17 protein-coding genes are annotated in these 10,783 nt (G+C 69.0%); 15 read left to right on the forward strand and 2 right to left on the reverse strand.

The features are described 5' to 3' along the window. Together VFB40_RS21225 and VFB40_RS21230 are read left to right on the forward strand one after the other, a co-directional pair. The coding region (locus VFB40_RS21225; protein ID WP_324853358.1) for a glycosyltransferase family 4 protein at window positions 1-465 on the forward strand (465 nt) is incomplete at its 5' end. Beyond that, the gene (locus tag VFB40_RS21230) at window positions 465-1,604 is read left to right on the forward strand and encodes a glycosyltransferase family 4 protein (RefSeq protein WP_324853360.1); all 1,140 of its coding nucleotides are present in this window, start codon (window positions 465-467) and stop codon (window positions 1,602-1,604) included. The genes VFB40_RS21225 and VFB40_RS21230, both read left to right, overlap by 1 nt. Before the next feature lie 18 nt (window positions 1,605-1,622). On the opposite strand, the gene VFB40_RS21235 is transcribed toward VFB40_RS21230, so the two are convergent. Continuing rightward, window positions 1,623-2,792 carry a cellulase family glycosylhydrolase gene (locus VFB40_RS21235; RefSeq protein WP_324853362.1) on the reverse strand — a complete coding sequence of 390 codons (1,170 nt, stop codon included), beginning with the start codon at window positions 2,790-2,792 and terminating at the stop codon, window positions 1,623-1,625. Between the two features lie 52 nt (window positions 2,793-2,844). After that, window positions 2,845-3,933 (reverse strand): putative hexosyltransferase, encoded by a 1,089-nt coding sequence (locus VFB40_RS21240; protein ID WP_324853364.1) that lies wholly within the window; start codon window positions 3,931-3,933, stop codon window positions 2,845-2,847. A gap of 584 nt (window positions 3,934-4,517) precedes the next feature. Here VFB40_RS21240 and rpsJ point away from each other — a divergent pair. The 13 genes from rpsJ (at window position 4,518) to rplX (ending at window position 10,707) form a co-directional block, all read left to right on the forward strand. After that, window positions 4,518-4,826, forward strand: coding sequence for a 30S ribosomal protein S10 (gene rpsJ / locus VFB40_RS21245; protein WP_034266131.1), 309 nt, complete (start codon window positions 4,518-4,520; stop codon window positions 4,824-4,826). 14 nt (window positions 4,827-4,840) lie between these two features. Further along, complete coding sequence (gene rplC / locus VFB40_RS21250; RefSeq protein WP_324853366.1) at window positions 4,841-5,482, forward strand: 50S ribosomal protein L3; 642 nt, start codon at window positions 4,841-4,843, stop codon at window positions 5,480-5,482. Window positions 5,483-5,488: 6 nt separating this feature from the next. After that, the gene (gene rplD, locus VFB40_RS21255; RefSeq protein WP_324853368.1) at window positions 5,489-6,118 is read left to right on the forward strand and encodes a 50S ribosomal protein L4; all 630 of its coding nucleotides are present in this window, start codon (window positions 5,489-5,491) and stop codon (window positions 6,116-6,118) included. After that, window positions 6,118-6,450, forward strand: coding sequence for a 50S ribosomal protein L23 (gene rplW / locus VFB40_RS21260; protein ID WP_324853370.1), 333 nt, complete (start codon window positions 6,118-6,120; stop codon window positions 6,448-6,450). The genes rplD and rplW overlap by 1 nt, the downstream gene beginning before the upstream one ends. Window positions 6,451-6,492: 42 nt before the next feature. Continuing rightward, window positions 6,493-7,329 carry a 50S ribosomal protein L2 gene (gene rplB / locus VFB40_RS21265; protein ID WP_324853372.1) on the forward strand — a complete coding sequence of 279 codons (837 nt, stop codon included), beginning with the start codon at window positions 6,493-6,495 and terminating at the stop codon, window positions 7,327-7,329. Window positions 7,330-7,341: 12 nt separating this feature from the next. Further along, the gene (gene rpsS, locus VFB40_RS21270; protein WP_324853374.1) at window positions 7,342-7,623 is read left to right on the forward strand and encodes a 30S ribosomal protein S19; all 282 of its coding nucleotides are present in this window, start codon (window positions 7,342-7,344) and stop codon (window positions 7,621-7,623) included. Beyond that, entirely contained in the window at window positions 7,616-8,017 is a 402-nt protein-coding gene (gene rplV, locus VFB40_RS21275) for a 50S ribosomal protein L22 (RefSeq protein ID WP_349261576.1), read from the forward strand. The genes rpsS and rplV overlap by 8 nt, the downstream gene beginning before the upstream one ends. Next, window positions 8,017-8,868, forward strand: a complete 852-nt coding sequence (gene rpsC, locus VFB40_RS21280) for a 30S ribosomal protein S3 (protein WP_324853376.1) — start codon at window positions 8,017-8,019, stop codon at window positions 8,866-8,868. Before rplV ends, rpsC begins: the two co-directional genes overlap by 1 nt. Window positions 8,869-8,871: 3 nt before the next feature. Further along, window positions 8,872-9,291 carry a 50S ribosomal protein L16 gene (gene rplP, locus VFB40_RS21285; RefSeq protein WP_211468862.1) on the forward strand — a complete coding sequence of 140 codons (420 nt, stop codon included), beginning with the start codon at window positions 8,872-8,874 and terminating at the stop codon, window positions 9,289-9,291. Continuing rightward, window positions 9,291-9,512: a 50S ribosomal protein L29 gene (gene rpmC / locus VFB40_RS21290; RefSeq protein WP_324839860.1), complete on the forward strand. Its 222-nt coding sequence runs from the start codon at window positions 9,291-9,293 to the stop codon at window positions 9,510-9,512. The genes rplP and rpmC overlap by 1 nt, the downstream gene beginning before the upstream one ends. Then, window positions 9,509-9,796, forward strand: coding sequence for a 30S ribosomal protein S17 (rpsQ, locus tag VFB40_RS21295; protein WP_324839859.1), 288 nt, complete (start codon window positions 9,509-9,511; stop codon window positions 9,794-9,796). Before rpmC ends, rpsQ begins: the two co-directional genes overlap by 4 nt. Before the next feature lie 168 nt (window positions 9,797-9,964). Next, on the forward strand, window positions 9,965-10,333 hold the full coding sequence (rplN, locus tag VFB40_RS21300) for a 50S ribosomal protein L14 (protein ID WP_034266103.1): 369 nt from the start codon (window positions 9,965-9,967) through the stop codon (window positions 10,331-10,333). A 14-nt stretch (window positions 10,334-10,347) separates the two neighbouring features. Continuing rightward, a complete protein-coding gene (gene rplX / locus VFB40_RS21305) occupies window positions 10,348-10,707 on the forward strand; it encodes a 50S ribosomal protein L24 (RefSeq protein ID WP_324839888.1) in 360 nt (119 codons plus the stop codon). Window positions 10,708-10,783: the final 76 nt, after the last annotated feature.

A 10,783-nucleotide genomic window follows, 5' to 3' on the forward strand; every position in this document is an offset into this window, starting at 1 on the left:
GACCGCCCCGAAGCACACCTGACGATCATCGGCGACGGATCGGAGCGTGCCATGCTCGAATCCGCCGCCGCCGATCTGGTGGCCGCAGGCAGGGTGGAGTTCCGAGGCCGGCTCGGACAGCCGGAGATCGCGCGCTGCCTGCGCTCCTGCGCGGTGGTGGTCGTACCGTCGCTGTGGCCGGAGGTGTTCGGCCGAGTCGCCCTCGAAGCCATGCAGACCGGACGGGCTGTAGTGGCCTCGCGCACCGGTGGGCTGCCGGAACTGGTGGACGAGCGAAACGGCCGACTGGTCGAGCCCGGAGACGTCGACGGCCTGGAGCGTGCGCTCTCGGAGCTGCTGGGCGACCGCGCGCTGCTCGAACGGCTAGGGGCGGAATCGGCGCGACGCGCCAAGGGCTTCGCCATGGACGCAGTACTCGACGAACACGAGGCTCACTACGCCGCGATCTTGGCAGGGTCGCACTGATGATGGCTGTCCGGACCGTGGCCATCGTCGCGCCGCACTACCCGCCCAGGATCGGCGGCGTGGAGCGATACGCCGCCCAAATCGCGAGCGCGCTCACGCACGAACCCGACCTGAAGCCGGTGGTGCTCACGACCGGTGAGACCAAGTTCCGCACCCGTGTATCAGTGCAGGACGGCGTGCAGATCGTCCGGCTTGGCAGCTGGCTTCGGCTATCGAACACCCCACTGAGCCCACTGTGGCCGTTCCAGGTGCGCCGCTGGTTGCGCAAACTGGGCGCGGATGTCGTGAACGCGCATGCGCCGGTGCCCGGCCTCGGCGATATCGCGGTCGCGGTGTCAGGGAAACGACCCGCAGTGCTGACCTATCACTCCGGAACGATGCACAAAGGCGGCGCGGACACCGGCCTCGCGGACTGGCTCATCGGCCGCTACGAACGCCACATCCTGCCGCGCGTCTTCGACCGTGCCGACGTACTGGTGCCCGTCTCACCAGTCGCGCTGGCCGCCGGACGCTCCGGTGCGATCCAAATCACGCCGGGCGTCGACGTGGACCGGTTCACGCCAGGACCGCCCGCCTCGCAACGCCCCCGAGACCTCATATACGTCGGCCGAATCGACCGGACCTCGGCGTGGAAGGGCATCGACGTCCTCATCAGGGCGCTGGCAGGGCTGAGCGATTTGCCTGACGTCAGGCTCAAGCTGGTGGGCGACGGAGACGCGTTGCCCGACCACCTCGAACTGGCCGCATCGCTCGGCGTGGCCGACCGCGTCGAGAGCCTCGGTTCGCTCGACGGCGCGGACCTCGTCGAGGCAGTGCAGTCGGCGGCCGTGCTCGTGCTGCCCTCGCTGACTGACGCGGAGGCCTTCGGCATGGTGCTGCTGGAGGCGATGGCCTGCGCGACGCCGGTAGTGGCCTCGTCCGTCGGAGGCCCGGCGTTCGTGCTGGAGAACGGAGAATCCGGGCTGCTCGTGCCGCCGGGCGATCCCGCGGCGCTGGAGAAGGCGTGCCGCAGCCTGCTTGAGGACACGGAGCTGGCCGATCGGATGGGTGCGTCCGGACGGCGTCGCGTCGAAGAGCAGTTCGCGTGGCCGGCGCTGACGCGCCGTTATGCGGGTTTGTTCAGGACGCTGACGGTCTAGGGCTCGCCCGGGGTGCGCCTACTGCTTGCTGTTGCACCCGCAGGACGCGATCGCCGTCTTGAGCGCGTTGAACGCCGGACGCAGCTTGCCGCCCCCGTCACGCAGGCCGTAGAGGAGCCCCGCCTTCGGGAAGTCCTCGTCGGAGAACCAGAAATCCGCGCCCACGTGGCCGTTCAGCGCGACGGTCTGCACGAGGTCCGTCGCGTATGCGGCCTGGAGCGCGAGCGGATCGGTCACCTGGGCGTTGAGCGCCTCGCTGACCTGCGCGCCGCTCTCCGTCAGCCAGATCGAGACGTCGGGCGTCCCGTACTTCTGCAGTACCGCCACCAGGTTGTCCCGCGAGCTGGAGATCAACTGGAAGTTCGCGGCGACGCTGGGGAGCGTCGGCAGCGAGTACGGGTGGTATCCGACGGCGTTGACGTACTTGGTGCCGCCCAACGCGGCCACGGCGGTGAGGAAGTCGAAGGGCGAGACGTAGTTAATGCTCGGCTGGGTGGGGACCGCGGCCAGTCCGCCCAGCACGATGAAGGCGTGGGAATCCGCCTTGCGCAGCGCCGTGGAGGTCGCGGCGAGCAGCTTCTCGTAGGCCGCCGGGTCCGGCTTCGGCAGCCAGACCGGGATGTTGGGCTCGTTCCAGATCTCCCAGGTGTGCAGGCCTCGCGGTGCGTAACGGGCGGAGGCGACGGCGGCGAAGTGCGCGTAGGCGGAGTCGCTGGCCGGCGGGCAGTTGACCTGCGTCTGGCAGGACTTGGTGCGCGCCCAGAACGGCGGATCGTCCAGGATGGGCAGGATCTTCAGGCCGCGCTTGTTCGCCGCGGTCACCACGCGGTCGACGCTCTGCCAGTCGTACTGGTTCGGGCCGGACGGCTGGACCAGGTCCCACGGCAGGTCGGTGCGGACCCACTTCGCGCCCAGCGCCACCGCGTCATCCAGGCTCTTGCCGAGCGCCTTGTCAGACTCGCTGAGCAGCGCGGCGCCGTAGGCGACCCCGAAGCTCAGCAGGTGCGGCCCGGAACTCGTCGGGGTCGGCGAACTCTTCGGCGCGGCGCTCGCCCCGCCGGCGTGGACCGCGGCCGCGCTCTTCGCGGGCGGTTCCGCATGGACGGCGACCACGGTCGCCGTCGCCGCCACGGCGAGGCTTGTGGCGACGACGATCCAGTGTGATCGCCGGCCTGCTCGTGTGGGCATGGCGGCAGACTATATGACTGGACCACGCCGCTATGCGCCGCGTTCAGCGGGGTTACGGCGCCGCGTTGGCCCAGTGCACGAAGTAGGCGCCGACCCAGCCGCCGAGCACGGCGAGCACGGCGATGATCGGGATCGCCGCGTACAGCCTCGTCTTGGCCAGCAGCTTCGCCGCCGGAATCAGCAGCGGGAAGCAGGGGAGCAGGAAGCGGGGCTTGGAGGTGAAGGCGCCAGAACTGAGCAGCGTGAACACCACAGTCGCCGCCGACCAGGCACTGAGCTGCCAGGCGATGGTGCGGTCGCGTACCAGCAGGATCGTGGAGACCAGCAGCGGAGCCAGGATCGCGATCGAGATCAGCAGCACGGTCCGGTACGCGCTGCCGATCTGCGAGAAGGTCAGCTGCTGGACGACCACCTTGACCGTCTGGCGGCCGAAGTCGAAGGAGGAGCGCCAGCCGGGCGCCTCCTGCGAGATGAACCAGGCGTTCAAGTGGTGCAGGCGCAACCCGAGGAACGCCCAGTAGCCCACGATGCCCAGCGGAGAAAGCACGATCGCCGCGTAGGGCCGCCAACCGTCCCGGCGCCGGATGATCGCGATCAGCGCCGCCGCGACGACGACCGCGATGACGAGCACCACGGTCGAGCGGGTAAGCCCCGCCAGGATCGTCAGCGCGGAGGCAGTCAGCCAGCGATGCCTGATCAACGCGATCAGCGCGAACACGCTGAGTGCGGTGAACAAGGACTCCGTGTACACCATCGACTCGAGGTACGCGGTCGGGGCGGCGGCCCACAGCGCCACGACGAGCAAAGCCGCGCGGTCGGAGATGTAGCCGCGCAGCACGCGGTAGATGCCGACCGAGGCGACGAGTGCGGCGACCGTCGAGACCAGAATCCCCGAAGCCAGTGTGGATCCGCCGAGCGGGAACGCCACCAGCTTGACCAGGTACGGGAAGAGCGGGAAGAAGGCGATGCGCATCTCCTGCGGCACGCCGTTCGGCGAGTAGAGCAGGTGCGTCTCGTATCCGTACCGGCTGATCTGCCGGTAGGCGATGCCGTCCCAGCGGCCCAGGGCCGCGACCGGGTCCGCCGACGCGTGCAGCAGGATGGCGAAGACGGCCGCGAGCAGCACCGCGTGCGCCGCCACGTAGACTGCGATCGGCGGCCAGACGCGTTCGCGCAAACGGTCCCGCAGGGGGAGGGGAGCGGCGCGTCTCGCGCGCGCGGCGTCCGGCCGCGGCACGAGATCCGGGGTTATTGCGCTCAAGGCTCTGCTTCCTGCCGCGAAAACGGAGGTACCCGGGCATCCTAGTTGCGGTGGGCACCGGTGCGGCGCCGGTCTCCGCGCGGACGAGACGCCGGGCGCGGCCGCGGCGGGACGGCCTGCGTGGCCGAGTGCCGATTTGGCCTCGGGCAGGGCACTCCGGCATACTGTTTCAGTTGCTCGGCGAGGGTTGCCCTTTCGCCGGGCGCCCGGAGTGAAGTACCAGCCACTCGCGAAGTCTCGCCAGAAGGCGTGCCAGCTGCGCGGTGGACCTCCAGGGCCCGCGCTCATCAGCAATGGTGGCCGGCAGGGTTGTGCCCTGCTGCCGCGCCCTCGTGTGCGGTAGCAGCGCGACACGCCCGACCGCGTGGGTCGGAGAAAACCGGACAGACGGCTCCGAACAGAGGCATCCCCGCCCCCGCGGGGAGGTCGAAGCGGTTTACGAAGAGAAGGAATTCGAAGCAGCCATGGCGGGACAGAAGATCCGCATCAGGCTCAAGGCCTACGACCACGAGGTCATCGACTCCTCGGCGCGCAAGATCGTCGAGACGGTGAGCCGCACTGGTGCGCAGGTCGCGGGCCCGGTGCCGCTGCCGACCGAGAAGAACGTGTACTGCGTCATCCGCTCGCCGCACAAGTACAAGGACTCGCGCGAGCACTTCGAGATGCGCACCCACAAGCGGCTCATCGACATCCTCGACCCGACCCCCAAGACCGTCGACTCGCTCATGCGGCTCGACCTGCCGGCCGGCGTCGACATCGAGATCAAGCTCTAAGGAACCTGCCGATCATGAGTAAGCAGATCAAGGGCCTCCTGGGCGAGAAGCTCGGCATGACGCAGGTCTGGGACGCGGACAACCGGGTGGTCCCGGTGACCGTCGTCAAGGCCGGGCCCTGCGTCGTGACCCAGGTGCGCGACACCGAGAAGGACGGCTACGCCGCGGTCCAGATCGCCTTCGGCGAGATCGACCCGCGCAAGGTGAACAAGCCGCGCAAGGGCCACTTCGACAAGGCCGGCGTCACCCCGCGCCGCCACCTGGTCGAGCTGCGCACGGACGACGCCGCCGACTACGCGCTCGGCCAGGAGCTCACCACCGAGGTGTTCGAGGTCGGTCAGCGCATCGACGTCGTGGGCACCTCGAAGGGTAAGGGCACCGCGGGTGTCATGAAGCGGCACAACTTCCGTGGCCTGGGTTCCTCGCACGGTACCCAGCGCAAGCACCGCTCCCCGGGTTCGATCGGCGCCTGCGCCACCCCGGGCCGCGTTTTCAAGGGCGTGCGGATGGCCGGCCGGATGGGCAACGCGCGGGTGACCGTGCAGAACCTGACCGTGCACGCCATCGACGCCGAGAAGGGCCTGCTGCTGATCAAGGGCGCCATCCCGGGCCCCAACGGCGGCGTCGTGCTCGTGAAGACGGCTGCTAAGGGCTGATAAGAGATGACGACTACTCTGACTGTCGATCTCCCCGCGGAGATCTTCGACGTCCCGGCGAACGTGCCGCTGATCCACCAGGTCGTGGTGGCCCAGCTGGCCGCGGCGCGTCAGGGCACGCACAAGACCAAGACCCGTGGCGAGGTCTCCGGCGGCGGCAAGAAGCCGTACCGGCAGAAGGGCACCGGCCGCGCCCGCCAGGGCTCGACCCGCGCGCCGCAGTTCGCCGGCGGTGGCGTCGTGCACGGTCCGGTCCCGCGCGACTACTCGCAGCGCACCCCGAAGAAGATGAAGGCCGCCGCCCTGCGCGGTGCCCTCTCCGACCGGGCGCGCAACGGCCGGCTGCACGTGATCGACGCGTTCGACGTGGCCGAGAAGCCGCACACCAAGACCGCGCTCGGCGCCATCCGGGAGCTGACCGACCGCAAGCACGTGCTCGTCGTGCTCGGCCGCGAGGAGCTCAACGCCTGGAAGTCGCTGCGCAACCTGCCCGAGGTGCACCTGCTGCACGCCGACCAGCTCAACACGTACGACGTGCTGATCAGCGACGACGTGGTGTTCACCAAGGCCGGATACGACGCGTTCGTGGCCGGCCCGGCGAAGAAGACCGACGCCGCGGAAGGAGACGAGGCCTGATGCCCGCGTACGACCGCTACAACGCCGCGCGCGACCTGCTGATCCGCCCGGTTGTCTCGGAGAAGAGCTACGCGCTGCTCGACGAGAACAAGTACACGTTCATCGTGCAGAAGGACGCCAACAAGACGGAGATCCGCCAGGCCGTCGAGCTGCTCTTCGACGTCGAGGTCACGGGCGTCAACACGATCAACCGCAAGGGCAAGCGCAAGCGCACCCGCGCCGGTTGGGGCAAGCGCCCCGACACCCGTCGCGCCATCGTCTCGGTCGATCCGAATCCGAGGGACGCGAGCAAGAAGAGCCGGATCGACATCTTCGGAGGCCCGGTCTCCTAAGGGGATCGGACACCGAGGACACGCAGAGGAATCTGAGAAGCCATGGGCATCCGCAAGTACAAGCCGACGACCCCCGGTCGCCGCGGCGCCAGCGTTGCCGACTTCGCCGAGATCACCCGGGACTTCCCCGAGAAGTCCCTGGTGCGCCCGCTGCACTCGAAGGGCGGCCGTAACGCGCAGGGGCGCGTGACGGTCCGTCACCAGGGTGGCGGCCACAAGCGCGCTTACCGCGTCATCGACTTCCGTCGGGACGACAAGGACGGCGTGCCGGCGAAGGTCGCGCACATCGAGTACGACCCGAACCGCACCGCGCGCATCGCGCTGCTGCACTACGCCGACGGCGAGAAGCGCTACATCATCGCGCCGTCCCGGCTGAAGCAGGGCGACCGGGTCGAGGCCGGCCCCGACGCCGACATCAAGCCGGGTAACAACCTGCCGCTGCGCAACATCCCGACCGGTACGACCATCCACGCCATCGAGCTGCGGCCCGGCGGCGGCGCGAAGATCGCCCGCTCGGCCGGAGCCAGCGTGCAGCTGGTGGCCAAGGACGGCCCCTACGCGCAGCTGCGCATGCCGTCCGGCGAGATCCGCAACGTCGACGCGCGCTGCCGCGCCACCGTCGGCGAGGTCGGCAACGCCGAGCAGAGCAACATCAACTGGGGCAAGGCCGGCCGCATGCGGTGGAAGGGCAAGCGCCCGACCGTCCGCGGTGTGGCGATGAACCCGATCGACCACCCGCACGGCGGTGGCGAGGGCAAGACCTCCGGTGGCCGCCACCCGGTCTCGCCCTGGGGCCAGAAGGAAGGGCGCACCCGCCAGCCGGGCAAGCCCAGCGACAAGCTCATCGTCCGCCGTCGCAAGACGAACAAGAAGCGCTAGGAGGAGGTCTAGATGCCGCGCAGTCTCAAGAAGGGTCCCTTCGTGGACGACCACCTGCAGAAGAAGGTGGACGTTCAGAACGAGAAGGGCACCCACAACGTCATCAAGACGTGGTCCCGGCGCTCCATGATCGTCCCGGACATGCTGGGCCACACGATCGCCGTGCACGACGGCCGCAAGCACGTCCCGGTGTTCGTCACCGAGTCGATGGTCGGCCACAAGCTCGGCGAGTTCGCCCCGACCCGCACCTTCAAGGGTCACGTGAAGGAAGATCGGAGGTCCCGCCGTGGCTGAGAACAAGGCCAAGGACCTGCCCGAGAACCAGGCACTGGCCCAGGCCCGGCACGTCCCGATGACCCCGATGAAGGTCCGTCGCGTGGTCAACGAGGTGCGCGGGCTGCCGGTGGACAAGGCGCTGGACTACCTGAAGTTCGCGCCCTGGGCCGCCGCCGGTCCCGTGGCCAAGTGCGTCGCGTCGGCTGCCGCCAACGCGCGCCACAACAAGAACCTGTTCGGCGACCTCTACATCGCCGCGGCCTACGTCGACGAGGGCCCCACCCTCAAGCGGTTCCAGCCGCGCGCGCAGGGCCGGGCTTACCGGATCCGCAAGCGCAGCAGCCACATCACGGTCGTGGTCGAGGAGTTCGTCCCGGCGAACGCCGGCGGCAAGAAGGGCAGGACCCGGTAATGGGCCAGAAAGTCAACCCGCACGGGTTCCGCCTCGGCATCACCACCGACTTCAAGTCGCGCTGGTACGCCGACAAGCTGTACAAGGCGTACGTCAAGGAAGACGTCGCGATCCGCAAGCTGATGACCACCGGCATGGAGCGCGCCGGCATCTCGAAGGTGGAGATCGAGCGCACCCGTGACCGCGTGCGCGTCGACATCCACACCGCGCGTCCGGGCATCGTGATCGGCCGCCGCGGCGCGGAGGCCGAGCGGATCCGCGGCGAGCTGGAGAAGCTGACCGGCAAGCAGGTGCAGCTGAACATCCTCGAGGTCAAGAACCCCGAGATCGACGCGCAGCTGGTCGCCCAGGGCGTGGCCGAGCAGCTCTCCAGCCGTGTCGCGTTCCGTCGCGCCATGCGCAAGGCGATCCAGTCGACCATGAAGGCTGGCGCCAAGGGCATCAAGGTGCAGGTCTCCGGCCGTCTCGGCGGCGCGGAGATGAGCCGGTCCGAGCAGTACCGCGAGGGCCGCGTTCCGCTGCACACGCTGCGCGCGAACATCGACTACGGCTTCTACGAGGCCCGCACCACCTTCGGCCGGATCGGCGTGAAGGTGTGGATCTACAAGGGCGACGTCGCCAACCTGCGTGCCGCTCGCGAGGCCGAGGCCGCCGCGCAGCGCCAGGGTCGTCCGGCCGGCGGCCGCGACGAGCGGCGTGGCGGCGACCGTCCCCGCGGCGGGCGTCCCGGCGGCCGCGGCGAGCGTCCGGCCCGCGGCGGCGAGCGTCGTCCGACCGAGGCCCCTGTCACCGCGCCGACCGAGGCTCCGGCCGAGGCGGTAGCGGCAGTTGAAGCTCCGAAGGAGGGCTGACCCATGCTGATCCCTCGCAGGGTCAAGCACCGCAAGCAGCACCACCCGTCCCGCTCCGGCGCGTCCAAGGGCGGCAACGAGCTGGCGTTCGGCGAGTACGGCATCCAGGCCCTGACGCCTGCGTACGTGACCAACCGCCAGATCGAGTCCGCGCGTATCGCGATCAACCGGCACATCCGCCGTGGCGGCAAGGTCTGGATCAACATCTACCCGGACCGCCCGCTGACCAAGAAGCCCGCCGAGACCCGGATGGGTTCCGGCAAGGGCTCCCCGGAGTGGTGGGTGGCCAACGTGAAGCCGGGCCGCGTCCTGTTCGAGCTGTCCTTCCCGAACGAGAAGGTCGCCCGTGAGGCGCTGCTGCGGGCCACGCACAAGCTGCCGCTGAAGTGCCGCATCATCAAGCGCGAGGCAGGCGAGGTCTGATGGCGATCGGGACGAAGACGCACGAGCTGCGCGAGCTGAACGACGAGGCGCTCGCCGGCAAGCTGCGCGAGGCCAAGGAGGAGCTGTTCAACCTCCGCTTCCAGCAGGCCACCGGCCAGCTGGAGAACCACGGCCGGATGAAGGCCGTCAAGGCCGACATCGCGCGGATCTACACGATCCAGCGCGAGCGGGAGCTCGGTATCACGGACGGTGCCGAATGAGCGACGAGGTAACGAACGTGGAGAGCGCCGAGGAGCGCAACCGCCGCAAGGTCCGCGAGGGCCTGGTGGTCAGCGACAAGATGGACAAGACCGTCGTGGTGGCGGTCGAGGACCGCGTCAAGCACGCGCTGTACGGCAAGGTCATGCGCCGTACCAGCAAGCTGAAGGCGCACGACGAGCAGAACGCCTGTGGTATCGGCGACCGGGTCCTGCTGATGGAGACCCGTCCGCTGTCCGCGACCAAGCGCTGGCGCGTGGTCGAGATCCTCGAGAAGGCGAAGTAAGCAACCCGCACATCTCTGCGAAGAGACAGGGCGCTTGCGAGACGGCCGGCCCGCGGCGCAGATTTTCGCGGCGGTGAAGCGAAGCTTCTCTCCCGCCGCGGAAATCTACAGCCGCACCAAGGCCGGGCGGCTCGCAATAGCCAGATCCAACACTGTCAGGAGTAGAACGTGATTCAGCAGGAATCGCGGCTGCGGGTCGCCGACAACACCGGTGCTAAGGAAATCCTCTGCATCCGGGTTCTCGGTGGATCCAGCCGCCGCTACGCCGGGATCGGCGACGTCATCGTCGCCACCGTCAAGGACGCGCTTCCGGGCGCCGGCGTCAAGAAGGGCGACGTCGTCAAGGCGGTCGTCGTGCGCACCGTCAAGGAGCGCCGCCGGCCGGACGGCTCGTACATCCGCTTCGACGAGAACGCGGCCGTCCTGATCAAGGACGGCGGTGACCCGCGCGGCACCCGCATCTTCGGCCCGGTGGGCCGCGAGCTGCGCGACAAGCGGTACATGCGCATCATCTCGCTCGCCCCGGAGGTGCTGTAGCCATGGCGCACAAGATGAACATCCGCAAGGGCGACCTGGTCCAGGTCATCACGGGCAAGGACAAGGGCCTGCAGGGCAAGGTCGTCCAGGCCTTCCCGGCGACCCAGAAGGTCATCGTCGAGGGCGTGAACCGGGTCAAGAAGCACGAGAAGGTCGGCCAGACCTCCCGCGGCGCCAAGACCGGCGGCATCGTCACCGTCGAGGCCCCGATCCACGTCAGCAACGTGATGCTGGTGGTGGAGCACGAGGGCAAGAAGGTCGTCACCCGGGTCGGCTACCGGCGCGAGGAGCAGGAGCGCCGCCTGCCCGACGGCACCACGAAGACGGTCACGCGGTCCGTTCGGTACTCGAAGAAGACCGGTGAGGAGATCTGATGACTGCTGTCGACGAGACCCCCACCAAGGTCGCGCCCCGGCTCAAGGAGCGCTACCGCGCCGAGATCATCGGCGA

It is taken from the genome of Actinocrinis sp., from assembly GCF_035650855.1.
GTDB lineage: Bacteria > Actinomycetota > Actinomycetes > Streptomycetales > Catenulisporaceae > Actinocrinis.

Excerpts from the sequence above, each read along its gene's own strand:
- VFB40_RS21230 (WP_324853360.1), top strand. The coding sequence starts at position 465 with ATGATGGCTGTCCGGACCGTGGCCATCGTCGCGCCGCACTACCCGCCC.
- VFB40_RS21235 (WP_324853362.1), bottom strand. The coding sequence starts at position 2,792 with ATGCCCACACGAGCAGGCCGGCGATCACACTGGATCGTCGTCGCCACA.
- rpsJ (WP_034266131.1), top strand. The coding sequence starts at position 4,518 with ATGGCGGGACAGAAGATCCGCATCAGGCTCAAGGCCTACGACCACGAG.
- rplC (WP_324853366.1), top strand. The coding sequence starts at position 4,841 with ATGAGTAAGCAGATCAAGGGCCTCCTGGGCGAGAAGCTCGGCATGACG.
- rplD (WP_324853368.1), top strand. The coding sequence starts at position 5,489 with ATGACGACTACTCTGACTGTCGATCTCCCCGCGGAGATCTTCGACGTC.
- rplW (WP_324853370.1), top strand. The coding sequence starts at position 6,118 with ATGCCCGCGTACGACCGCTACAACGCCGCGCGCGACCTGCTGATCCGC.
- rplB (WP_324853372.1), top strand. The coding sequence starts at position 6,493 with ATGGGCATCCGCAAGTACAAGCCGACGACCCCCGGTCGCCGCGGCGCC.
- rpsS (WP_324853374.1), top strand. The coding sequence starts at position 7,342 with ATGCCGCGCAGTCTCAAGAAGGGTCCCTTCGTGGACGACCACCTGCAG.
- rpsC (WP_324853376.1), top strand. The coding sequence starts at position 8,017 with ATGGGCCAGAAAGTCAACCCGCACGGGTTCCGCCTCGGCATCACCACC.
- rplP (WP_211468862.1), top strand. The coding sequence starts at position 8,872 with ATGCTGATCCCTCGCAGGGTCAAGCACCGCAAGCAGCACCACCCGTCC.
- rpmC (WP_324839860.1), top strand. The coding sequence starts at position 9,291 with ATGGCGATCGGGACGAAGACGCACGAGCTGCGCGAGCTGAACGACGAG.
- rpsQ (WP_324839859.1), top strand. The coding sequence starts at position 9,509 with ATGAGCGACGAGGTAACGAACGTGGAGAGCGCCGAGGAGCGCAACCGC.
- rplX (WP_324839888.1), top strand. The coding sequence starts at position 10,348 with ATGAACATCCGCAAGGGCGACCTGGTCCAGGTCATCACGGGCAAGGAC.